The sequence below is a fragment of the Mesorhizobium ventifaucium genome (assembly GCF_935822925.1).
In the GTDB taxonomy this organism is placed as follows: domain Bacteria; phylum Pseudomonadota; class Alphaproteobacteria; order Rhizobiales; family Rhizobiaceae; genus Mesorhizobium; species Mesorhizobium ventifaucium.
Genome location: NZ_CAKXZS010000023.1, coordinates 294,715 through 318,046, shown reverse-complemented (window position 1 = coordinate 318,046; position 23,332 = coordinate 294,715). Strand labels below are relative to the sequence as shown.

The 23,332-nt window shown below is 62.1% G+C and carries 19 protein-coding genes; 5 read left to right on the top strand and 14 right to left on the bottom strand.

What is annotated here, in order from left to right; translation table 11 throughout:
- Positions 1-14 precede the first annotated feature (14 nt).
- From NMG70_RS19475 to NMG70_RS19460, 4 genes are all read right to left on the bottom strand, one after another.
- Entirely contained in the window at positions 15-893 is an 879-nt protein-coding gene (locus tag NMG70_RS19475) for an ABC transporter permease (RefSeq protein WP_027151789.1), read from the bottom strand.
- Positions 894-928: 35 nt separating this feature from the next.
- Positions 929-1,879 carry an ABC transporter permease gene (locus NMG70_RS19470; RefSeq protein WP_254026038.1) on the bottom strand — a complete coding sequence of 317 codons (951 nt, stop codon included), beginning with the start codon at positions 1,877-1,879 and terminating at the stop codon, positions 929-931.
- Positions 1,880-1,968: 89 nt separating this feature from the next.
- A complete protein-coding gene (locus NMG70_RS19465) occupies positions 1,969-3,639 on the bottom strand; it encodes a peptide ABC transporter substrate-binding protein (protein ID WP_254026037.1) in 1,671 nt (556 codons plus the stop codon).
- Between the two features lie 39 nt (positions 3,640-3,678).
- Positions 3,679-5,343: an ABC transporter ATP-binding protein gene (locus tag NMG70_RS19460; protein ID WP_254026036.1), complete on the bottom strand. Its 1,665-nt coding sequence runs from the start codon at positions 5,341-5,343 to the stop codon at positions 3,679-3,681.
- 682 nt (positions 5,344-6,025) lie between these two features.
- On the opposite strand from NMG70_RS19460, the gene NMG70_RS19455 reads away from it, so the two are divergent.
- The 3 genes from NMG70_RS19455 to NMG70_RS19445 all read left to right on the top strand — a co-directional run bounded on the left by NMG70_RS19455 (position 6,026) and on the right by NMG70_RS19445 (position 8,994).
- Positions 6,026-7,351: an NAD(P)/FAD-dependent oxidoreductase gene (locus tag NMG70_RS19455; RefSeq protein ID WP_254026243.1), complete on the top strand. Its 1,326-nt coding sequence runs from the start codon at positions 6,026-6,028 to the stop codon at positions 7,349-7,351.
- Between the two features lie 97 nt (positions 7,352-7,448).
- The gene (locus tag NMG70_RS19450; protein ID WP_254026242.1) at positions 7,449-8,507 is read left to right on the top strand and encodes a tartrate dehydrogenase; all 1,059 of its coding nucleotides are present in this window, start codon (positions 7,449-7,451) and stop codon (positions 8,505-8,507) included.
- 10 nt (positions 8,508-8,517) lie between these two features.
- On the top strand, positions 8,518-8,994 hold the full coding sequence (locus NMG70_RS19445; protein ID WP_027151795.1) for an Lrp/AsnC family transcriptional regulator: 477 nt from the start codon (positions 8,518-8,520) through the stop codon (positions 8,992-8,994).
- Between the two features lie 40 nt (positions 8,995-9,034).
- On the opposite strand, the gene NMG70_RS19440 is transcribed toward NMG70_RS19445, so the two are convergent.
- Positions 9,035-10,411 carry an aspartate aminotransferase family protein gene (locus NMG70_RS19440; RefSeq protein ID WP_254026035.1) on the bottom strand — a complete coding sequence of 459 codons (1,377 nt, stop codon included), beginning with the start codon at positions 10,409-10,411 and terminating at the stop codon, positions 9,035-9,037.
- 47 nt (positions 10,412-10,458) lie between these two features.
- Entirely contained in the window at positions 10,459-11,301 is an 843-nt protein-coding gene (locus NMG70_RS19435) for a GNAT family N-acetyltransferase (protein WP_254026034.1), read from the bottom strand.
- A gap of 321 nt (positions 11,302-11,622) precedes the next feature.
- Between NMG70_RS19435 and NMG70_RS19430 the strand changes: the two genes are divergently transcribed.
- Positions 11,623-12,312 (top strand): haloacid dehalogenase type II, encoded by a 690-nt coding sequence (locus NMG70_RS19430; RefSeq protein WP_254026033.1) that lies wholly within the window; start codon positions 11,623-11,625, stop codon positions 12,310-12,312.
- A 224-nt stretch (positions 12,313-12,536) separates the two neighbouring features.
- Here the strand turns inward: NMG70_RS19430 and NMG70_RS19425 are convergent, their stop codons facing one another.
- The 5 genes from NMG70_RS19425 to argE all read right to left on the bottom strand — a co-directional run bounded on the left by NMG70_RS19425 (position 12,537) and on the right by argE (position 17,684).
- Positions 12,537-14,012, bottom strand: a complete 1,476-nt coding sequence (locus NMG70_RS19425; protein ID WP_254026032.1) for an NAD-dependent succinate-semialdehyde dehydrogenase — start codon at positions 14,010-14,012, stop codon at positions 12,537-12,539.
- Between the two features lie 18 nt (positions 14,013-14,030).
- Positions 14,031-15,074, bottom strand: a complete 1,044-nt coding sequence (locus tag NMG70_RS19420) for a tartrate dehydrogenase (RefSeq protein ID WP_254026031.1) — start codon at positions 15,072-15,074, stop codon at positions 14,031-14,033.
- A gap of 175 nt (positions 15,075-15,249) precedes the next feature.
- Positions 15,250-15,606, bottom strand: a complete 357-nt coding sequence (locus NMG70_RS19415; RefSeq protein WP_254026030.1) for a cupin domain-containing protein — start codon at positions 15,604-15,606, stop codon at positions 15,250-15,252.
- Positions 15,607-15,620: 14 nt separating this feature from the next.
- On the bottom strand, positions 15,621-16,544 hold the full coding sequence (locus tag NMG70_RS19410; RefSeq protein WP_254026029.1) for a 2-hydroxyacid dehydrogenase: 924 nt from the start codon (positions 16,542-16,544) through the stop codon (positions 15,621-15,623).
- A 15-nt stretch (positions 16,545-16,559) separates the two neighbouring features.
- A complete protein-coding gene (argE, locus tag NMG70_RS19405) occupies positions 16,560-17,684 on the bottom strand; it encodes an acetylornithine deacetylase (RefSeq protein WP_254026028.1) in 1,125 nt (374 codons plus the stop codon).
- 266 nt (positions 17,685-17,950) lie between these two features.
- Between argE and NMG70_RS19400 the strand changes: the two genes are divergently transcribed.
- A complete protein-coding gene (locus NMG70_RS19400) occupies positions 17,951-18,829 on the top strand; it encodes a GNAT family N-acetyltransferase (protein ID WP_254026027.1) in 879 nt (292 codons plus the stop codon).
- Positions 18,830-18,856: 27 nt separating this feature from the next.
- On the opposite strand, the gene NMG70_RS19395 is transcribed toward NMG70_RS19400, so the two are convergent.
- The 3 genes from NMG70_RS19395 to NMG70_RS19385 all read right to left on the bottom strand — a co-directional run bounded on the left by NMG70_RS19395 (position 18,857) and on the right by NMG70_RS19385 (position 23,331).
- Positions 18,857-20,224 (bottom strand): sulfatase-like hydrolase/transferase, encoded by a 1,368-nt coding sequence (locus tag NMG70_RS19395; RefSeq protein ID WP_254026026.1) that lies wholly within the window; start codon positions 20,222-20,224, stop codon positions 18,857-18,859.
- A 90-nt stretch (positions 20,225-20,314) separates the two neighbouring features.
- Positions 20,315-22,252: a DUF3604 domain-containing protein gene (locus NMG70_RS19390; RefSeq protein ID WP_254026241.1), complete on the bottom strand. Its 1,938-nt coding sequence runs from the start codon at positions 22,250-22,252 to the stop codon at positions 20,315-20,317.
- 98 nt (positions 22,253-22,350) lie between these two features.
- On the bottom strand, positions 22,351-23,331 hold the full coding sequence (locus NMG70_RS19385; RefSeq protein ID WP_254026240.1) for a HupE/UreJ family protein: 981 nt from the start codon (positions 23,329-23,331) through the stop codon (positions 22,351-22,353).
- Between the last annotated feature and the right edge of the window lies 1 nt (position 23,332).

The window sequence follows — 23,332 nt, the reverse complement described above, 5'->3', positions numbered from 1 at the left end:
TTTTGCCGGCGAGATCAGACACGGTCGTCCCGCACGTCGAGCGCATCGCGCAACCCGTCGCCGATGAAATTAAAGCTTGTCACGGCGATGGTGATGGCGGCTCCGGGAATGATCGCCAGCCAGGGCGCACTGTCCAGATACTGCTGGGCGCCCTCGAGCATGTTGCCCCAGCTCGGCAGCGGCGGCTGAATGCCATAACCCAGGAAACTGATATAGGCTTCCAGGAGAATAGCGTGCGCGACTGTCAGCGTCGCGGCCACGATGATCGGGCCCATGGCGTTGGGCAGGATCTCGCGGAACATGATATGTGCACCGCTAAGCCCCAGCATGCGCCCGGCCAGCACAAACTCGCGCTCGCGCAATGACCGCACCTCGGCCTCGACAATTCGAGCTACCTCCATCCAGCTGGTGACAGCGACGATGACGGTGACCATAGCCGGGCTCGGCTTGAGTGCCGCGGCCAAGGCAAGCAGCAGGAAAATCGAGGGGAATGACAGGAAGCCATCGACCGTGCGCATCAGCGCTGCGCCGATCCAGCCGCCGCGGTAGCCCGCGATCACGCCGACGAGCGTTCCGATCAGCGTCGACAGCAGCATGGCAAAGAAAGCCACCAGCAGTGAAGTCCTCCCCGCCATGAACAGTCGCGCTGCCACGTCCCGCCCCAAAGGATCGGTCCCGAGATAGTGGTCACCGGTCAGCGGCGGTGAAAAGCGGGCGCGCAAATCGATGTAGAGGGAATCATAGGGCAGAAGATGAGGGCCGAAGACGCATGCCAGCGTCAGAAGGGTGATCATCGCCACCCCCAGCAACGCCAGATGATGGCTCGTGAAACGGCGCACGGTGCGGCTGCGCCACCAGCGGCTTGGTCCTGCATTTGCGGCGAGAGCGGTCATTTCGGGTGCCTCCTGTTGGACGTGAGGTTACGCGCTCAACCCAGACGAATGCGCGGGTCGACGATCGCCACGGCAATATCTGCGATCAGGTTGCCCAGAATGACGAGAATGGCTGAGAACATCAGCAGTCCCATCACGACCGGGTAGTCGCTGTAGCCGAGGCTGTCCAGGAACAGTCGACCCATCCCCGGCCAGGTAAACACTGTCTCCGTTACCAGCGCGCCGGTCAGGATGCTGGGAAGCTGGACCCCGGCCAGTGTGATCATCGGCAAAAGCGCATTGCCGACGACGTGCTTCATGATGACTCGGCGCTCGCTCAGGCCCTTGGCGCGGGCGGTCTTGACGAAATCCTGGCTGATGGCGTCGAGCGTCGCCGTGCGCATGTAGCGGCTCCAGATCGCGACATGCACCAGCGACAGCACGATGCTTGGCAGGATCAGGTGATGCAGGTAGTTCAGGACCGAACCGTCGCCGATCGTGTACATGTTGCCTGCAGGCAGCCAGCCCAGCTGCAGGGAGAAGATGTAGATGCCGACTAGCCCGAACCAGAAGGTCGGGATCGACAGCGCGACCATCGCTCCGATCGTCGCCATATGGTCGAACAGCGAATAGCGGTGCGTGGCGCCACGAATGCCGATCCAGGTGCCGATGGCGATCGCAATCGCGGTGGACGTACCCATCAGCAGCAGCGTCGCAGGGACGTGTCGGCCAATCACTGCCAGCACAGGCGTGCCGTCGCGGAAGGAGTGGCCCCAGTCGCCCTGGAGAAGCCGCCAGGCCCAGTCGAAATATTGCATCAAAAGCGGTCGGTTCAGCCCCAATTGCTCTTTCAGGCGATCGAGATCGTCCTGCGTCATGCCGGGATCGAGCCCGAATTGTGCCAGCGGCCCGCCAGGTAGCAGGTTCAGGACGAGGAAGCCGATGACCGAGACGATCAGGAGCAGGATGAGGCTCTGTGAGAGCCGGTTGAGCAGGAAGCCGCGCATTCATCTCTCCTCTTTCAAGACAGCGCCCCCTCTTTCAAGACAGGGCCGGTGACTGGCCGCCGCCGCGAGGCGGCGGCGGCGTATGGATGTCATGCCTTCCAATGCCATCCGGCGGCATGCCAGGATGCGACGCGGGTGTTGGAATTTGCCTCGAAACCCTCCAGCCCTTGCTTGCGGCCGAACACGTTGGTGGAGGCAAACAGAGGCAGGAACGGCAGATCCTGACGAACGATTTCCTGCACGCGCAGATAGATGGCGCGCCGCTGTTCCCGATCGAAGGTGCGGGCGCCCTTCTCGAGCAGCGCATCGACCTCCGGGTTGGAGTATTGGCCGGTGTTTGAGCCCTTTCCGCCCTTGGCGACGATCGCCTTGCTGTGCAGGCGGTTGGAAACGTCGGGGTCGCCCGCGATGACATTGGTTACACCGGAGATGGCTGACTCGAACTGCGATTTGAGCCAAAAATCGCCCCACATGACAGCGGCCGGCAGGTTCGAGATGGTCATCTCCACCCCGATCTCGGCGAATGTCTGCTGCAGGAACTGCTGCGTCTGCTCGCGCAAATGGTTGCCGGAGGTGGTGGAGTTGGCGAACGACAGGCGCACCCCGTCCTTCGCCCGTATTCCATCGGCTCCGGGTACCCAGCCGGCCTCGTCGAGGATCTGGCTGGCGCGCTCGAGGTTGAACTCCTGTGCCGGCAGGTTCGGATTGTAATAGTAGGAATTCTGCGGCATGAACGTCTCGGTGGGTTTGTGGACCCCGTAATAAAGTGCTTCGAGGATCGCTTTCCTGTCGATTGCCGCGTAGAGCGCCTGGCGGACCGCCGGGTCCTTGAATTGCGGCTTCTCAAGATTGAGATAGATGGACTCGACCGATGCTCCAGGCTCCAGCTTGACCACGCGATCCGATAGTGTGCTGGCTTCCGCGTAGTGGTCGGCGGTTATGTATGCCTGGTCGACAAGATCGATGTCGCCGCTCTTGAATTGGGTGTAGAGCACCGTCATGTCGGGGATGTATTTGAAGACGAGCCGCTCCAAATAGGGGCCCTCCCCGGCATAATCCGCGTTCGCGACGAGTTCGATATGATCGCCGGCAACGCGCTGCGCCCACTTGAATGCGCCAGTGCCGACAGGCGTCTGATTGAAGGCGGCGGCGTTGGGGTCGGCCTCCTTTTCGAGGATGTGCTTGGGAACCATGAAGGTTTCGGCGAGAAACGACAAATAGGGGGCGAAAGCCTCCTCCATCCGCCAGGTCAGCTCGGTCGGCGAGACCACCTTGATATCGCGCACCAGCGAATGGCCGGCCGTGCGCCACGCCCGGAATTTCGGATTGGTGATGAGCTCAAGAGTGAATTTCACATCCTCGGCCGTGAAGGGCTTGCCGTCGTGCCAGCGGACATCGTCACGCAGGCGGATGTGCCACTTGAGACCGTCCTCTGAAATGCCGCCGTTTTTCTGGCTTGGCAGTTCGACCGCAAGATTGGGCTGAAGAATGCCTTTGGGATCCATGCGGAAGAGCGCATCGAAAAGCGAGAAATGCACAGCGTCGTCGACCTCGATATGCGGCATCAACGGATTGAATACGGTGGGCTCCTGCGACAGTCCGACGACGACGCGGCCGGTTGGGCTCGCTGGCGGGTTCTGGGCGAAGGCGGGTTTGCCCAACAGATTGGGCGCAATGAGGCCAGCCGCCCCGCCTATCGCCATCAATCGTAGTGCATCGCGTCGCGAGTAGTTTGATTTGGTGTTTGAGCGTTCAGTCATTTGCAATTCCCCTTGTTCTGGCGGTGTCCGCCGTGGCTATTATCCGTTTGCTGCAACCGGGCGGGTCGTTCCCGGCCGCTCTCCAGGAATCGCCGCCACCAGCTCACGTGTGTAGGCTGATTGCGGGTCGAGGAAGATTTGCGATGGCGGTCCGCGTTCGACGATCCGCCCTTTCTGCATCACCGCGATCTCGTCGCAGATCTGGCTGGCGACGCGCAGGTCGTGGGTGATGAAGATCATCGACACGCCGGTCTCCCGCTGGATCTGGTCGAGCAGCTGCAGGATCTGGGCCTGGATCGACACGTCGAGCGCCGACACAGCTTCGTCGGCGATCAGCAGCTTCGGCTTGAACATCAGTGCCCGAGCGATGCCGATGCGCTGGCGCTGCCCACCGGAAAATTCATGCGGAAAGCGATCAAAGGCGCCGGCATCGAGCCCGACATGAGCCAGGAGCGCCTTCGCCTCTTCACGCGCCTGGGCATAGGGCGTCCCGTGCGCGATCGGGCCAACGGTCAGGATGTGGCCGATCGTCGAGCGCGGGTTGAGCGACGCGAAGGGATCCTGGAAGATCATCTGGACCCGCGGCCGCAGCGGGCGGAATTCGGCTTCGGAAAGCTTGGCGATGTCGCGGCCCTCGAACAGAATCCCGCCGCCGTCGCTGTCCAGCAGCTTGATCAAAAGACGACCAAGCGACGATTTGCCGGAACCGCTTTCGCCGACAACGCCCAGCGTGCGCCCAGGCGCCAGATCGAACGAGACCTCGTTGACCGCGGGCACGACGCGCTGCGCGCTGAACAGGGAACTGCCGCTGCGGTAGGTCTTCATCAGGCCTTCGACCTTCAGGATCGGCGCTTTGTCGGCCGTCTCCAGAGGAACGCGGTCCTCACCGGTCAGGTGCGGGACGGCTGCGATAAGGCGCCTTGTGTAGGGATGGCCAGGCGACTTCAGGACCTGTTGAGCACTACCCTGCTCGACGATGTGGCCCTTCTCCATCACGACGACGCTGTCTGCGATCTCGGCCACCACGCCGAAGTCGTGAGTGATGAACATGACGCTCATCCCCTTGCGGCGCTGAATGTCGCGGATCAGCTCCAGAATCTGTGCCTGGGTGGTCACGTCGAGCGCGGTCGTCGGTTCATCCGCGATCAGGATCGTCGGTTCAAGCGCCAGCGCCATGGCGATCATCACCCGCTGCCGCTGCCCGCCGGAGAGGCGGAACGGATACTGGTGGTACATGAGTTCCGGGTCCGGCAGTCCCACCTCGGTCAGCAGCTCGATAGCCCGGCCGCGACGCGATTTCGGAGTGCCGACGCCGTGCGCCGCCATCACCTCGTCGATCTGTGCGCCCACGGTCATCAACGGATTGAGCGCCGACAGCGGATCCTGGAAGATCATCGACACCACCCGGCCCCGCAGGCTGCGCAGCTTGTCCGGCGACAGGCCTATGATGTTCATCCCATCCAGTTGGATGGTGCCCGAGGAGACGCGGATCACCTTCGGCAGAAGCCCCATGATGGCGTTGGCGGTGACCGACTTGCCCGATCCGGACTCGCCAATGACGCACAGGATCTGCCCGCGTTTCAGATCAAAGGAGATGTTCTCGACGGCATAAGTCCGTTCCATGCCTTTCGGCAGATTCACCGTAAGGTCGCACACCGAAAGCGCCACATCGTGGGGGGGTATAGGCTGGATGCTTGCGGCCATTGCGATCATCTCCCGTTTGAACCGAGCGGGTCCACGCTGCTGCGGACCGCATCATCGCGCTTTGAGCAGAAGCGCCTCATCTTAGCGTCCGTCGTCTGGCCGTCTCGGCGCTTCGAGCGCTGAGGCTGTGAGAGACGGATTCTGCTCATCCTGGCGGCTCCCTTGATGAAATTCGGTCCGTGGACCGGACGCTGTTCCCTTTTCTTGGAGAACTCTCCGAAGGCGTAAGCCCTGCCTATCGGAAGTGCTCTGGAGCTTGCCCGTTATAAGGAAGGGTTGCTCCGTTCTTTCAGCCAGTTTGACTGTTCTGCATCCGCATAGTCGTCGAAATTTGGCCCTCGGGCGGCAGGAACTTCTGAAAAGAACGTCACGTTCGGCATTTCACTCTGCTCCCGTTCCGGCGCAGAACCCGGGATCAGACAACCACGTCTTTCGTCCGGCAGTTCGTGCGCGACAGCCTCACCGCGCCCCGCGTCCCGAAAGGCCCATGCCGCAGATCACGAGACTGGATGAAGTGTACTCCTGCTTGCCCGAGCGAGGTTGGGCGCCAGCAAACTTCTTTCGGCAACAATTGCCTGTTCCATGGGCTGCAAACCGCAGGAAATTCCGTCCAGGCATGAACTCCGCAGCCTGCCTCTGCGGGCCGCAGGTTAGGATGCATCAAATTACCGGAGTCCCATCCATGCCCGCACCGCTCATTCACATCGATTCCAGCCCATCCCTGCCTCGCGAGGCGGACGTCGTCGTCATCGGCGGCGGCGTGGTAGGCGTATTCACGGCCTATTGTCTCGCGCGCCGCGGCGTCAGCGTTGCCCTGCTGGAGAAGGGGCGCGTTGCCGCCGAACAGTCCAGCCGCAACTGGGGCTGGTGCCGTCAGCAGAACCGTGACGCACGCGAGTTGCCGATGGCAACCAGGAGCCTCGATCTCTGGGAGAAAGTGGCGCAGGAGACAGGCGAGGACACCGGCTTCCGCCGCTGCGGCCTGCTCTATCTCTCGCAGGACGAAAACGAGCTGGCAGGCTGGGCAAAGTGGCGCGATTTCGCGAGGACGGTTGGCGTCACGACGCATGTGCTGAGCGCGGAAGAAGCCACCGAACGGGGCAAGGCGACCGGCCGCAAATGGAAAGGCGGCGTGTTCTCGCCAACTGACGGAACGGCGGATCCTTCAAAGGCGGTGCCCGTCGCCGCGCGCGGTATCATGGCGGCCGGCGGCACCGTACATCAGAATTGCGCGGCGCGCGGGCTGGAGCTGAGCGCCGGCCGGGTCAGCGGCGTCGTTACAGAAGCCGGAACCATCCGGACAACGACCGTGGTCATGGCCGGAGGCGCGTGGGCTTCTTCCTTCTGCAACCAGCTTGGTATTCGTTTCCCGCAAGCTGCCGTGCGTCAGTCCATTCTATCCGTAGCGCCGGGCGCAAATGGCCTGCCGGATGCCCTGCATACCGCGCGCGTCTCCCTGACGCGACGCAGCAACGGCGGATACGCGCTGGCGATCAGCGGGCGGGCGCGGGTCGATCCAACGCCGCAGCAGCTCAGGTTCAGCCGCGAGTTCGTGCCCATGTTCGCCCGCCGCTGGCGCAGTCTGGCCCCGGGATCGTTCGAGGGCTGGCGTCAAGGTCATGAAAGCCTGAGGAAATGGGTGCTTGACGACGTGACACCAATGGAACGGAATCGGATTCTCGACCCCAAACCTGACATGAGGCAGATTCGGCTGACATATCAAAGAGCCTGCGAATTGCTGCCCGAGTTCCAGCGCACCGCGATTTCTCATGCTTGGGCGGGCTATGTCGACAGCACGCCCGATGGCATCCCGGCAATCGGTGAAGTGGAGGGGATTCCGGGCTTCATCCTGGCGGCGGGATTTAGCGGCCACGGCTTCGGGATCGGGCCCGGCGCTGGACATATGATCGCCGATATCATCACCGGCAGCGAGCCGATCGTCGATCCGCGTCCTTATAGGCCGGAGCGTCTGAATTCAGCTGCGTGGGGCAAGGTCGCTGAATTCTGAGAAGACCGTTTGCCAAGTACATCAGGTCACACACGAGATCGAGGCCGCGATGCGGCCAGCACTGAAAACAGGTAAAGTGACGATGCGCGAATAAGAGATTGCCGCCATTCCAGCCGACGGGATCGGCCCGGAGGTCATTGCCGCCGGTCTCCAGGCGCTTGAGGCGCTGCAGCAGCGCTGCGGCGACTTCAAGCTGCGCGTCCAGCACTTCGACTGGGGCTCAGACTACTACAAGGCCCATGGTCGGATGATGCCCGAAGATGGGGTGGCGCAACTGAAGCGCTTCGACGCTATCTTCTTTGGCGCGGTAGGCGCTCCCGATGTGCCCGACGACATCACGCTCTGGGGCCTCCGGCTGCCGATCTGCCAAGGCTTTGATCAATATGCGAACGTGCGGCCGACAAGGATATTGCCCGGTATTGTTTCGCCGCTGGCGGGCGTTGGCCCTGGCGATCTGGATTGGGTGATCGTGCGGGAGAATTCCGAGGGCGAGTATTCGGGCCACGGCGGCCGAGCCCATCGCGGCCTCGCCGAGGAGGTCGGAACCGAGGTCGCGATCTTCACGCGCGTCGGCGTCACCCGCATCATGCGCTATGCATTCCGGCTGGCGCAGTCACGCCCGCGAAAGCTCCTGACAGTTGTCACAAAATCCAATGCGCAGCGTCACGGCATGGTAATGTGGGACGAAATCGCAGCCGAGGTGGCGCCGGAATTCCCGGACGTCGCCTGGGACAAGATGCTGGTCGATGCTATGACAGTGCGTATGACGTTGAAACCTCGGAGCCTCGATACGATTGTCGCCACCAATCTTCACGCCGATATATTGTCGGACCTCGCAGGCGCGCTCGCCGGCAGTCTCGGCGTTGCACCGACCGCCAATATTGATCCCGAGCGGCGCTATCCCTCGATGTTCGAGCCAATTCACGGCTCGGCATTCGACATCGCCGGCAAGGGTATTGCCAACCCGGTCGCCACCTTCTGGACCGCTGCCCAGATGCTCGAACATCTGGACGAGAGCGCAGCTTCCGTCCGGTTGATGAACGCTGTGGAAACGGTGACGAGTGAAGGCGTGCTGACGCCGGACGTGGGAGGGACAGCGACCACGCAGGAGGTGACGGACGCCGTCTGCCGGACGATCCGCGGTTCGAACGTGTGACAGGTTTCCAATGAAGCTCGACAAGATCGACATCAAGATCTTATCTCAACTGCAAAAGAACGGCCGGGTCACGAATGTCGAGCTTGCCGACCTGGTCAACCTTTCGCCGAGCCCTTGCCTGATGCGGGTGAAGAAGCTTCAGGCAGAAGGCTTCATCACCGGCTATTCCGCCCAGATCGATGTGTCCAAGCTCGGGCAGACTCTGACGATCTTCACCGAAGTCACGCTCAAGCACCATCAGCAGAACGACTTCGCGAGATTTCTCACCGCAATTCAGAAAGTCGATTCTGTCATCGAATGCCATCTGGTTTCAGGCGGTTACGATTATCTTGTGAAGTTTGTCACAGCGGGCATCAGCGAGTACCAGACGATCATGGAGCGCATGATCGAATTGGATATCGGAATTGACAAATACTTCAGCTTCGTCGTGCTGAAGTCACCGATCGTCAAGTCCCATTTGCCTCTGGACGCCATATTCGACAGATGAGGAAGAGGCTGCCCCGCGCATGCGACGGCAGCCTGTACGATCATCGTTTCATCGCCGCCCGCACGTCCTTGTCTTCGAGGGTTTGATCCACCGTCATCCGGGTGCGTTCGAGGATTCCATCGATATCGTCCTCGGTGCAGCAGAGCGGCGGCGCAAAGCCGAGGATGCCGCTGTTGAAGGCGCGGATGACAAGGCCGTTCGCCCACGCGCGCTCGAAGATGCGGCGCCCCGGATCGGCCGCCGCCGGCAGCGGCGTTTTGCGCTCCTTGTCGGTGACCAACTCGATTGCTGCCAGCATGCCGCGACCGCGAATGTCGCCAACCAGCGGGTGGTCGGCGAGCGAGCGAAGGCCTTCCATCAAGCGCTTGCCCGCCTTGCGCCCATTCTCGAGCAAGCTGTCTTCGTAGAGACGCAGGCATTCGAGCCCGACTGCCGCGCTCACGGGATGGGCCGAATAAGTATAGCCATGGCCGACAGGCGCTTTGCCGGCTCCGTCCGCGATCGTATTGTACACGTGGTCCGACATGAAGACGGCGCCCATCGGCACGTAGCCCGAGGTCAGTCCCTTCGCCGTGGTCATGAAATCCGGCACGACCTCGTCCTCCTCACAGGCGAAGAGCGGGCCGGTACGACCAAAGGCAGTGATGACTTCGTCGACAACGAACAGAACATCGTGTTCCTTGCACACGGCGTGCAGAGCCTTCAGCCAACCTGTCGGTGGAACGAGGACACCGCCCGAACCCTGGATGGGTTCGGCGTAGAAGGCCGCAACGCGGCCCGCGCCGAGTTCCGCGATTTTGGCCCGCAGGGCCGCGACCGATGCATCAATGATCGCCTGCGGGTCGGAACCGACCGGATTGCGATAGGCGTAGTGCGAAGGAATTTTGTGCTGCCAGTCGTATGGCACGCCGAAACCCGCATGGAAAGCCGGGATCGCGGTCAGACCTGACCCTGCCGTCGAGGATCCATGGTAGCCATGCTCGACCGAGATGAACTGGTCCTTCTGCGGCGTGCCCTTGGCATGGTAGTAATAGCGAATGAACCGGATCGTGCTGTCGATTGCGTCGGAGCCGCCAAGCGTGAAATAGACATGGTTCAAATCACCGGGCGCCAGTTCGGCAAGCCTGGCAGCAAGGCGAATGGCAGGCTCGGATCCCAGCCCGAAATATCCCGTCGCATAGGGAAGCTCTCTTAGCTGCTTTGCGGCTGCTTCAACGACACTTTCCTGGCCGTAGCCGATGTTCACACACCATAGACCGGCGAATCCGTCCAGCAGGGTTTTCCCGCTTGCATCGGTCACCGTTGCGCCCTTGGCGGATTTGAGCACCCGCACACCCGTCTCCTCGTGGCTTCGATAGCATGAGAACGGGTGAACCAGATGCGCGCGATCGAGTTCGATCAGTGAGTTTGCCAGCATTTTTTCCTCCGATTCAACCGAGTGCCTGATTTAGCCGAGTGCCTGATTTAACCGAGTGCTTGGCTGACCAACGCATATGCGCGGTGATGCGCGGGCTTGCTTTCTTTGTGCGTGGCCATGGAGCGTCGCATTGTGATCCCACCGCCGACATGCGCAAGCCCGCGCCCGGTGAGCCATTCAGCAAGATCCGTCGAAACGTCGGTATCGACACGGACGAACTTGCCCTGATGATGGGCGAGCAGAAAGTCGATCAGGGCTTTGGCCTCGGTATCGTTTCTCGCCACCACCGGCCCGATGACCAGCCCCCGGCCGAATGGCCGGATGGCGGAAAAGGCCTGGGTATCGCCTTCATCGCGAATGACAGCGAACTTCGCGCGCTCGCAAAGCCGCTTCATCAGCGCCGAACGGTCATGGCCAAATGCCTCGCGATCCAGCACCTCGAGGCGGGCAAGATCGCCGCTCTCTGCCCAGGATACACGGGCCGGCGCGGAAACAGCCAATGCCTCGCCCTGATGTTGTACGATCTCGCCAGTCGTGACGAAGCCCAGCTTCTCGTAGAGCGGCAGGCCTTCCCGTGTCGCCGTCAGGCAACAGGTGCGTTCACCCGCCTTGGCAAGCGCCTCTTCCATCATCTTTCGGCCGAGTCCGCGGCCGCGCATGGCCGCATCGACGATCACCATGTTGATGGCGGCGGCATCGTCGCCGTAGGGGGTCATCATGATGGTCGCCACCACGCGTCCTTCTTCCAGAGCGACGATCCCCCGGCTGACCGACTGGGCCAGCTCCCAATCCTCGCGGCGATGTGGCCATTTAACCTGGCGAGACAACTCGACAGCACCTTCCAGGTGCCCCGCTGTCATCTCTTCAAGGATGATCTGTTGTGTGGTCATGATGAATTTCCGGCCTTCGTCTTCAGGTGCTAACGGTAGACCACCAAAGACAGCAGTTCCTCCCGACCGGGAGCCATGCGCGACGCGTTTTCACTATCCTTCGCCGCTCGCGCCGCATCTTCTGCCGAAGCATGGCCGACAGGCCGCGCTGCTCCCAAAGCTCGAAAGGACAGCTGGCGCAACTCTCTGCCAAACCGGCGATGCAATACGAAACGATCTGCTTCAGGTCGCGGCGAATGCGGCCGTTAGTCTTCCAGATCTCCGACTATGCTGATTGTGGTACAGGCACGCTGTGCCGAGAAACTTAGGAGGATGGTCGCCATGTCGACGTTCAGACCGAAATACATCACCTTCGACTGCTACGGCACGCTCACCAATTTCGATATGGCCGGCGCGGCGCGGCGCGTCTACGGCGAGCGCCTCTCCCCAGAGGCAATGGCCAGCTTCGTCGAGGCTTTTAGAGGCTATCGCCTTGACGAGGTGCTGGGGCCATGGAAACCCTTCCTCGAGGTGGTGCAGAATTCCATCGAACGCAGCTGCAAGCGCATCGGTATCCAGTTCAAACCCGAAGATGCCCAATTGATCTATGACGAAGTGCCAAGCTGGGGTCCGCACCCCGACGTCCCGGCTGGCCTGTCCAGAGTGGCCAAGGAAATCCCACTGGTGATCCTGTCCAACTCCATGAACAGCCTGATCATGTCGAATGTGGAAAAGCTCGGCGCGCCCTTTCACACCGTCATCACCGCCGAAGAGGTTGGCGCCTACAAGCCGCTGATGAAGGGTTTTGAATACATGCTCGACAAGCTTGGTTGTGGCCCGGAGGACATCACTCATGTGTCGTCCTCATTCCGCTACGATCTCATGACCGCCTATGATCTCGGCATCAAGAGCAAGGTCTGGGTGAATCGCGGCCACGAGCCCGCGAACCCCTTCTACGAATATACCGAGATCAAGGATATCGGAGGTCTGGCCGCCGCCGTCGGCCTGGAGCCCGTTCGGGAAGTTGCTTGAGGCTGCCCGGCCATCGCTGCATCCGAAGTATCGAAATGAGAAAGGGGCGGTTCGACCGCCCCTTTCTCATTGCTGATGCATGTCGCGCAAAAGCATGCCCTCGGGCCTGAGCCAGGGCCTGACCCCAGGGTGTGCAGCGGTTTTGCGATAACCTAAAGCGCGTCGCATGGGGCCGCTCAAACACGGCGCGCTTTAGTTCGCTCTTGAGACTCCGGAAAAGGCCTCTAGTTCAACCCGCCGACGTGAAGCGTCTTGACCTCGAGATATTCCTCGATGCCGAGCTGCGATCCTTCGCGCCCCAGCCCCGACTGCTTGACACCGCCGAAAGGCGCGACCTCGGTCGAGATCAGGCCGGTATTGAGCCCGACCATACCGAACTCCAGCGCCTCGGCGACACGCCACGATCGTTTGAGATTTTCCGTGTAGAAGTAGGCGGCAAGACCGAACGGCGTACCGTTCGCGATCGTGATGGCCTCTTCCTCCGTCTCGAAGCGAAAAAGCGGCGCCACCGGACCGAAGGTCTCTTCCGATGCCAGGAGCATCTCGGTCGTAGCCTCCCCCAGGACGACGGGCCGTGCATATTGCCTGCCGTCGGGTACTGCCTCGCTTTGGGCGAGGATCTGCGCGCCTTTCGTCTTCGCATCCGCGATGTGACGCTCGATCTTGTCGATCGCGGCCGTGTTGATCATCGGGCCGATCTCAGTGCCCTCGTCGGTCCCCGCGCCAACCTTCATCCGCTTGACGCGCTGGCTCAGCTTTTCGGCGAAAGCGTCGTAAACGCCTTCCTGCACGAGAATCCGGTTCGCGCAAACGCAGGTTTGACCGCCATTGCGGAACTTGGATACGATCACCCCTTCAACTGCGTTATCCAGATCGGCGTCGTCAAAGACGATAAACGGCGCGTTGCCGCCGAGCTCCAGGCTCAGCCGCTTGATGCTATCGGCCGCACCACGCATGAGCAGCGCGCCGACACGGGTCGAACCAGTGAACGAGATCTTGCGCACCGTTTCGTTGGCCATCAGCTCTTTGCCGATCTCTCCCGGCATGCCGGTCACGATGTTGATAACGCCTGCCGGGATGCCCGCCCGCTCCGCCAGGACGCCAAGCGCCAGCGCGGAAAAGGGTGTGAACTCCGACGGCTTGATGACAACCGTACAGCCTGCGGCCAGCGCCGGTGCTACCTTGCGCGTGATCATCGCATTGGGGAAATTCCACGGCGTGATGATAGCGCAGACGCCGACTGCTTCCCTAAGGACCAGAATGCGGCGATCGGCGGTGGGTGACGGAATGGTCGAGCCACCGATGCGGCGGGCCTCCTCCGCAAACCATTTCACGAAAGATGCGCCGTAGCGGATTTCCGCCGACGCCTCGGCAAGCGGCTTACCCTGTTCCAGCGTCAGCAGAAGCGCCAAATCCTGTTCGTGCTGGCGAATGAGGTCGTGCCATCGCTCCAGCAGTCTCGCACGCTCGGCATGGGTCGTCTTCTTCCAGCTTTTGAATGCCTCGGCCGCAGCACTGATCGCGGCCCTGGTCTCGTCGCCGCCCATATCGGGAACGCTGCCAAGAACGTTCAGGGTAGCAGGGTTGGTGACATCGACGACGACCCTTGTGCCCGCTTCCCGCCACACACCGCCAATCAACGCCTGCTGGCGGAACAGGTCCGCATCGTCAAACGTGCCAATCTTCATTATCGCATTCATGGTCTTTCCTCTGCCCTTTCAGCTCAATGCCGCAAGCACGGCTTGCGTGATCGTTTCAGTCCGGTCCTTGCCTGCGATCGTGCCTATGGCCTGCGCGGTTACGGACTCGATCGCCGACATCACTTCCGCCGCAGCATGCACCTCGCCCAGATGCTCGAGCATCATCGCACCGGACCAGATCGCGGCGATCGGATTGGCGACGCCGAGATGCGCGATGTCGGGAGCCGAACCATGGACCGGCTCGAACATGGAAGGCGCGCTGCGATCGGGGTTGATATTGGCAGAGGCGGCGTAACCCAGCCCGCCCTGAATGGCCGCTCCAATATCCGTGAGGATGTCGCCAAACAGGTTCGAGGCGACGATCACGTCGAGGCTTTCCGGCGCCAGCACCATGCGGGCGGCAATGGCGTCGATGTGGTAATGCGAGACCTCGATATCGGCATAGTCCTTCGCCACCTCGCGCGTGACCTCATCCCAGAAAACCATGGAGTGTTTCTGCGCGTTGGATTTGGTGACGGATGCGAGCTTCTTGCGGCGAGCCCGCGCCTGTTCGAAACCGAAACGCAAGATCCGTTCGACACCCGCACGCGTGAAGATTGCTGTCTCGATCGCGACCTCATTGGCCGTGCCGCAATGAATGCGCCCGCCGGCGCCGGAATATTCGCCTTCCGTATTCTCGCGGATGCACAGGATGTCGAATCCATCGGAGCGGAGGGGTCCCTGAACGCCCGGCAACAGCCGGTGCGGCCGTATGTTGGCGTACTGCGTGAACCCTTTCCGGATCGGCAGGAGCAGTCCGTGAAGCGATACCGAGTCGGGTACTTCCGCGGACCAGCCGACAGCGCCGAGATAGATCGCATCGAATTTTCGAAGTGTCTCGATGCCATCCGGCGGCATCATTGCGCCGGTTTCCAGGTAGTAGGCGCAGGACCATGGGAAGCGTGTGCCATCAAGGGCGAAACCGCCCCGTTTGGCCGCGGCCTGCATCACCTGCCATGCCGCCCCGGTCACGTCCTTGCCGATACCGTCGCCGGGGATGAGCGCTATGTTGTAGGTCTTCATTGATCGAGGTCCTCATTTGCACTAGCGTTTCATCGGAACAATAGTGGACCGCGCGCCGCATTTTTCGTCGAGGATGAACCGCCCGACGGTGTTGAATCGCGTCAGGCGGGACCTGGAAAGTCGATTGTTCTGGAACCGCCGCGCGCTCTACTCGGCCGTACCTTGAGCACAGAGCTCAGTCATAAACGCAGACGTAGATCTTGCGCACGGTCTCGATCGTGCGCCAGACGCCGACGAAACCAGGCTTCATCACGAAACTGTCGCCGGCGCGGTAAGTCCTGGTCTCACCGCCCTTCTCCTCGATTTCCACGAGACCCGAAATGATGTGGCAGAACTCGTAGGTAGTACCCTTGATCGAATGCGTCTCGCCGGGGGTCGCCTCCCAGACGCCGGTCAGAACCTTCTCACCTTTCGAGGCATCCTGCGCCCAGGTCTTGAAGGATGGAGTGCCGGCAATGAGCCGCTCCGGCAGCGGCAATGCCTCCTTGGGCGTGAAGGCGGGATTTGTGTCGATCGTGGTCAGCAGTGACATGTGAGGTTTCCTGGTTAGTAGCCGAGTGTCCGATCGACGAGGCCGATCAGTTCTTCGCCGGCGCGGTGACGCCGGACGTTGTCCACGGCGGCTTGCGCCGCCGTATGCGGTTGCGTCACCGAGGCGATGTGCGGCGTTATCATCACCTTCGGATGCGACCACAGCGGATGGTCTTCCGGGAGCGGTTCTGGATCAGTGACATCAAGCATCGCCGCGGATAGGTGACCGGTGTCGAGCGCGTCGATCAGCGCGGCCTGGTCGAGTTGAGGACCCCTGCCGACATGCAGCAGCCGCGCCCCGGCTGGTAACAGGGAGAAGAGTTTTGCATTGAGAATCCCGTTGGTTTCCTGCGTCAGCGGTAGCAGGCAGACGAGAATGTCCGTCTGCTGCAGAAAACGGGGCAACTGATCGGCGCCGTGACAACAGGCGACGCCCTCTATCCGCTTTTCGCTGCGGCTCCACCCGGCAAGCGGGAACTGGAACGGCTTCAGGCGCTCGATAGCCGCCTGCGCCAGCATGCCAAGACCAAGAAAGCCGACCCGGCGCTCAGTCGCCTGTCGAGCGGCAATCGGTTGCCAGAGGCACCTTTTCTGCTGCTCGAGATAGGCGGGCATCTCCCGGTGGAGCGCCAACACGCCAAGCGCGACGTATTCCTGCATCATGCGGATGATGCCATCCTCGACCATGCGCACAAGCTTCACATGGCTTGGCACCACGTCCTGCTTGAACTGGTCGACGCCGGCGCCGATCGAAAACAGCACTTCGAGATTGCGGTAGCGGGAGATCTCGTCCGGCACCGTCCAGGTGATGAGATAGCGCACCTTGTCCGGCTCCAACTCCTCGCCGGAATGGAAGAATTCCAGATCCGGGAGCTCGCGCGCGAAGATCTCGCGGAACACCGCAGCACGCGCCGCATCGGAATTGAAAAGAAATGCCATGGAACCAGCCCTTCCTCAGGCCGCGAGACGCGCGCCAAGATTTTCGATCATGCTCTGGCAGGCAGCAAGCTCACCGATCTCGATGTATTCATTGGGACGATGCGCGCGGGAAATTTCGCCGGGGCCGCAAATGATTGCATCGATACCGGCCTGCTGATAAAGCCCGGCCTCGGTGCCGTAACTGACCGCCGTGAGCGGCTCCTGCCCCGTCAGCTCCCTCAGAACGGCCGCCAGCTTGCTTCCATCCGCGGGCGCAAGGGCGGGATAGGAACTCAACTCGTGCCAAATTACCTCGAAGCCGCTCTCGCGCAGATCGAAAAGCCGGGCTTTGACCGGCTCGAGCAGGGAGGCTGGAGAAACGCCCGGCACGGCACGCGCCTCGATATCGGCTGTGCAGTGGCCAGCGATGATGTTGACCGCCTGTCCACCGGCGACGACGCCCACTTGCAAGGATGAATATGGGGGCTCGAAATTTGGATCGAGCGGGCCGCCGGCGAGGGATTGGCCGTAGGCGACGGCGTGCATGATGACGCCGGCCATGGCGTGCACGGCATTGAGGCCGAGATCGGGGCGTGACGAATGGCCGGATCGCCCGATCACCTCGAGCCGCGCGGCGGCCTTCCCCTTGTGCGCGCGCACAGGTTGCATCCGGCTCGGCTCACCGACAATCGCGCCAAGCGGCCTCTCGCATAGGCTCGGCAACGCAGCCAGGAGATGCGGCACACCACGGCACCCCGCCTCTTCATCGTAGGAGAATGCGAGATGGACTGGCTGCCGCAGGTTCATTGCCGCAAGTCCTGGCAACGCGGCTAATGCGCAGGCGAGAAAGCCCTTCATGTCGGTGGTGCCGCGACCGTAAAGCCTGCCGCCCTCGCGACGCAGGACGAACGGATCCGAGCTCCATTCCGGCTCGCCGGCCGGCACGACATCCATATGTCCGGAGATGATGTAACCCCGACCGGCACGCGGGCCGACCGTGACGAACAGGTTGGACCGGTCGCCCTCGGGACCGGGCAGAACCGTCACCTCGGCTCCGGCTGCCTTACAGTAGTCGCGCATCCAATCGACGATCTCGCCGTTTGGCGTGCCCACAACGGAGGGAAATGCGGTCAAGGTCGCGAGGATTTCTTCCACGTTCATGGCAGTCCGCTCTGCTTGCACAGTATCACCGGCTGCGACTAGCCTATTCGTAGGCAGCAGCGTTCCCTGCCGAATCGCGTCGTGCTTTGGCTGAAGATTGCGAAAAAACGCCTCGAACCAGCGAAACCTGCTGGCTTTCCCGTGTAATGCTGCGGCAAATGAGGCCTGTCGCATACATGGCTATCGGCGCCAGGATTTTAACACCGCGTGCCTTGGGGCAACGTTAAAGGACTTGGGGCTTTCGTTGAAGGAGCGGATCGACTGAGATGCAGAGATCAGTACGCCTGAAATCCTTTGAACTGGTCGCGCGCGACATCAATGATGTCGATGTTGATCTGCTGCATGCACTATCGATTTCGGTCCGCTGGCCGCATCGCCCCAAGGACTGGGATTTGTTGCGCCGCGCCGGCCACGGCATCGCCGCCGTTGACGGAATTGGGCGCGTCTTCGGGAGCGCGATGTGGTTTCCCCAAGGCGACGATTTTGCCACCATTGGCCTGGTGATCACGACGCCTCGCGCACAGGCGCAGGGAGGTGGCCGATGGCTCATGGAACAGGTCCTCGAGCAATGCGGGGATCGCAATCTGGCCCTCAACGCAACCCATCCCGCCTATCCGCTATATATTTCACTCGGCTTCACCAGCGAAGCGACCGTCTACATGCGTCAGGGTGAAGTCCCACAAAAACTCCCGCCATTGCCAGTTTTGGATGGTGAACTAAGTGAGCTGTCCAGCGGCAGGCTTCGCGAGATCACTGAGCTTGACGCGCGCGCATTCGGGACAAACCGTGCAAGGCTGCTTGCGTTGCTCTCGGAGGACGCCTCGACAGCCACTTTGAGTCGCGGCGGCGAGGTCGTTGGCTATTCCATGTGTCGCGAGTTCGGGCGCGGCCATGTGATTGGTCCCACAATAGCCCGAAACGACCAGGACGCGGTCCATCTCACAGCCGTCCATCTGAAGAAGCTGGCAGGTCGCTTCGCCCGCGTCGACACGCGCGAGAGCGATGGCGTGTTTGCCGAGTTTCTGCAGCAGAGCGGCCTCCTCATTGCCGAGACAGTGACGACGATGTCCAAAGGCCGCCGCTTTCTGAACCGGGAAAGCAACGAGCCCTGGGTCTATGGATTGGCCAGCCACGCCTGGAGCTGAATGCAAGCGTATTCCGCCCTTCGGCAATCACTTGCCGAATTCCGTAAGGCTGAAGCCTTTCGGGTTGGGGTGGTCAACCAGAGACTTCTGGTAGTCGCCGATCACCCGGAGATACGGTCCGACAACCCAGGCGGCGGTGCCGACGACGTTCACCTCCTCGCGCGGATCCGCCTCGATGTTGTAAATCGCCGGAAAGCCGTTCATCTCCATGCGGTTGCCGGCGAGCCCATTCATCGACGGATTGCCGCCTGCCATGACGAATTGCTTCGGGTACAGGCGGAAGGAACGCCAGCGCACGCCCGCTACCTCGTCGGCGACGAAGGTGATCAGGCTTTCGCGGTTGGATTTCTCCTGAGCGCCGGTAAAGAACGCGCTCTGGTCGACGCCGTCGATCGGCCGGTCCGTGGGCACCTCCGCATCGATGATGCTGGCGAGCGTCGGCAGGAAGTCATGCACCGAGACCATCTCGCGGAAGGGGCCGTTGAAGCCGTAGCGCGTGTCGAACGGGCCAGCGGTCGGCGCCGCCGCGTTGTCCGAAAGCCAGATGACGATGGTGTTTTGCTCAATGCCGGCGGCTTTGATCGCGTCGAGCACCTGGCCGGTGCGGAAGTCGAGCTCCATGACCGCATCGCCATAGATGCCGATACGCGACTTTCCCTCGAATTCCGGCGCGGTGCGTGTTGGATAGTGGGTGTGGGTCCAGCCGACATAGAGGAAGAAGGGTTCGTTCCCCTTCGATGCACGGTCTATGAAATCCACCGATGCCTTGGCGATATCGCCTTCGACTTGTTTGCGATACTCCAGTGTGTAGGGCCGCACCTTCTTCAGCGTGCCGTCCGGTTCGGATTCCCAGACCGAGGGTTCGGCGCCAACTATGGCTTGCTCGGGCATTCCCTGGCGTTGCATGCTCTCGCGGTAGAGAGTGCCGTCGGTACTTTCGAGCACACCGACATGGTACTCGTCGAAGCCTTGGCGCGTCGGCCAGCTCTGTTCGTCCGCGCCGAGATGCCACTTGCCGGCGATGGCGGTGGCGTAGCCCTTGGTCTTGAACAGCTCCGCGAGCGTCACCTCGCCGGCCTGCAAGGTATTGGGCGTGCCGCCGATGATGACGCCGTTGAGCCCGGAGCGCACGGAGTAGCGCCCGGTCAGCAGCGCGGCTCGGGAAGGGCTGCAGGCAGGCTCGACCAGATATTGCGTTAGTCGCAGGCTCTCGCTCGCCAGTTGGTCGATGCGTGGCGTCGGCATGCCCCGGATTTCGCCGGCGCCATACGCGCCGATGTCGCCATAGCCGACATTGTCGCCGAGCATGATGACGACGTTCGGCCGCTGCTCCTGGGCCATTGCTCCTGTCGTCACCGTCGTCAGCAGCAGCGCCGACATCAAGATGCATTTCATGTGAAGTTCTCCCCTGACGTTTCAATGGCGTTGATCTGGTCGCCTGGACCGCGTCTGCCAACTATTGCACTTCGGTTTGACGCCGGCGCCCTAGCCCTTTGGCGTGTACCAGACGGGCGAGGTGTAGGCGCGCTCCTGGGTCGTCATCGGGACGTCGGGGGAAACATCCTTTAATTCGAAATACTTGGCGTCGTATGCTGTCCAGCGCGGCGTCGGGATCTCGATGACGCGAGCGTAGTAGAAGGCGCGCTCGGCAGGATCGAAGTCCGGGTCCTGCCAGACCGTAATCAGCTCGGACGAGCCTATGGTGTTTGTCCAGCTGGCATTCTTCACATCGACGGTATTGCCGACCGGCGGCAGCTTGCCGTCGGCGCCGGGCACCCGGTCGTCCGACCAGGCGACGTCGTAGACCTGCTCTTCGAGGTTCCCATCCCTGTCGAGCCATCCCTTGACGATCTGGACACGGTCGAGGTTGGCGCCGATCGGGTCGCGGAGCGCCATGACGAGGAAGCGCGGCGAGATGCCTTCGGCCCCCCCGCTGAGAGTGCCGCCCATCGGCACACCGCGGCTGTAGCCGGCGTCAGCCGGTGTGCGGCTTGTCGCATCGGCCGCCTCGAAGTCCCAGCCAGCGAAAAACCTGACGACCAAGCGCGTGCCGGTCGTGGCATAGGTCTCGCGCCGCTCCATCGCATCGAAGATAGCCTCGCGCGTGTTCTCGGTCGCCCAGACGGCGGCATATCCCGAGGATGAAAGCTCCCAGCCCGTGAACGAGCCTACCTTTCCGGTCTGGAAGACATTGGTCAGGCGATGGGGGCTGGGTTCTTCCGGCGTGATCTTGCCGAAGTAGTTGTTCTCTTCGACCGCCGCGAGACCCGTATGCGCGTCGGTCGAACCGACCATGCCGATTTTGTAGGGGCTGACGCCGAGTGTCGCCTCGAGCTTGAGTCCATTTTTCAGCGCCGCGCGTGCGTATTCGTATTCGAGCATGTCGTTTGTCTTGGCGACCGTCAGATCGAGATTGCCCTTGTCCCAGAGCTCGTAGTTGGCGAACTCGTCGTTCGGCGAAAGGAACGGGTGCGACTCGCTGGTACCCTTGATCTGCGTCACCTCGAAGAGCGGCTCCCAGCGCGCCCGCGTCTCGGCATAGGCGCGGTCGACGGGCTTGCCGTCGACGGGCTCTACAATCGGGAACATCAGCCCATTCGAGAGATTTCCGTTGTGCGCGATCGCCAGCACATCCCCTCCGGTCTTGGTCTCGTAGGTCTGCATCCACTCCCAGAGGCCACGCGGATCGGACGTGCCCATCGGCGGGATCGTGGTCAATGGCTCGACCTGCCGCGCCAAGTTGCCGTCGTCGCGGAAGATCACGTTGCGGTGCAGGTTACCGCCGGGATTCGACGACCACTCATAGCCGATGAAGGCGGTGAACCGACCCGGGTCGTTCGCAGCGTCGGCCGCCTTTATCGTCTGCTCCCATGCAGAGCGGTAGGGCCGAGTGCCCGGCGCGTAGTTGAGCGCTTCCGGGAGCCTCGATTGGGCGGTGGCCATGTACGCTTCCGTCGCGGCTTCAAAGCCTTGGCCCTCCTTGATCATATTGTACCAGCGTTGCCCCTCTGGCACGGCGAGGACGTTAGGGGCGCCGGCGACGATATCCGCTGCCAGGCCGAAGTTATCGGAGTGATCGGTGACGACGAGGAAGTCGAGCGGACGGCTTAGCCGGACAGCTTGCCCGCTGGAGGCGATAACTTGCTCGCCCTTGGCAAAGCGGTACGCCTCGACCGGCCCCAGAGTCGTGCCGAGCATGCCGGCGTCGAACGAGATCGCGGTGTGCAGGTGCGTGTCGCCGAAGAGAGGGCGTTCCGGAAACGTGCGGTTCGCGTACGGCGAGTAAGGGCGCATTTGCAACGCCCCTTCCACACGCTCCGGAGTAACGGTCCCGATGTCGCTGTTCTGGGCGGGCGCCGGCGCGGCGCAGAGCAGAGCGAGAAGAGACGTGCAAAGGAAGGTGGAGTAGCGGGTTCTGTGCATGTTCATGTCCCTTTTTCGTCGGATACCTGACCCTCGTCTTTGGTGCGTGGATGTCGCCGACCGGCCAAGCCTTGGTCACGAGCCCCGCAATTGCCTCTTCAAGCCAAGAATGCGCCGACCCGCTCGATCAGCCAGAACGAGGCGATGCCGCCGATGGCGTAGGCGGCAACGGCCCGCGCCGCCCAGGCATGCGGCGTGTGCGATCGAATGACGGAGATCGACAGCCGGCCGAGCATCGCAAACGACACTAGCACGACCGCCGTGAAGGCGAGTTGCCCGAGCTCCACGCCGATGTTGAAGAACAAAAGCGCGACCGGGATTGCGTGGTTCGGCAAACCCACCTCGCTCAGCGCGCCGGCAAAGCCGAGCCCATGCAGAAGGCCGAAACCGAAGGCGACGAGCCAGGGAAAGCGGGCGGTGATGCTGACGTCTCCGGCCGCTCGCGATTTCACGATCTCGACTGCGACCAGCACGATGCTGAGCGCGATCGCCGCTTCGACCGGAGGGCCGGGCACGTTGAGGTAGCCGAGCGTCGCCGCGCCGAGCGTGATGCTGTGGGCGACAGTGAAAGCGGTGATGGTGAGCGCGATCATGCTCCAGCGCCGCGCCAAAAGGATGAGCGCCAGCACGAAAAGCAGATGGTCGATGCCGAAGAGAATGTGCTCGACGCCGAGCCAGACATAGGCGACGGCCACCTGTTGCCAACCGGTGGCCGCCGGGACGCTAAAGGAGGGGCTGGCCGGCGTGAGGCGCTGGGTGCTGACTTCGCCGCTCAGCCTCTCGATGCGCACAAGCACATCGGTGCGGCTCTCCGGCAACCCGTCGAATGCGATGGTTTCGCCGGCGAAGCCCGCAGGTGCTTGCACCGTCCACCGCTCGACATAGGCGTCATTCATGACGGCGCCTTCGCGCGGCGTCGTCTCCTTGGCGCTGTCGGGCAGGCGCGGATAGACCGCCAGGCGCATTTCCCCCATTGCCGGCGCTTTCCACAGCACCGAGTAGGCATCTGGCGCGCTTTCGGTGATGGCCAGATACGCAGGCCGCAGGTCGTGGGCATGTGCACCGCCGGAGACGGCCATC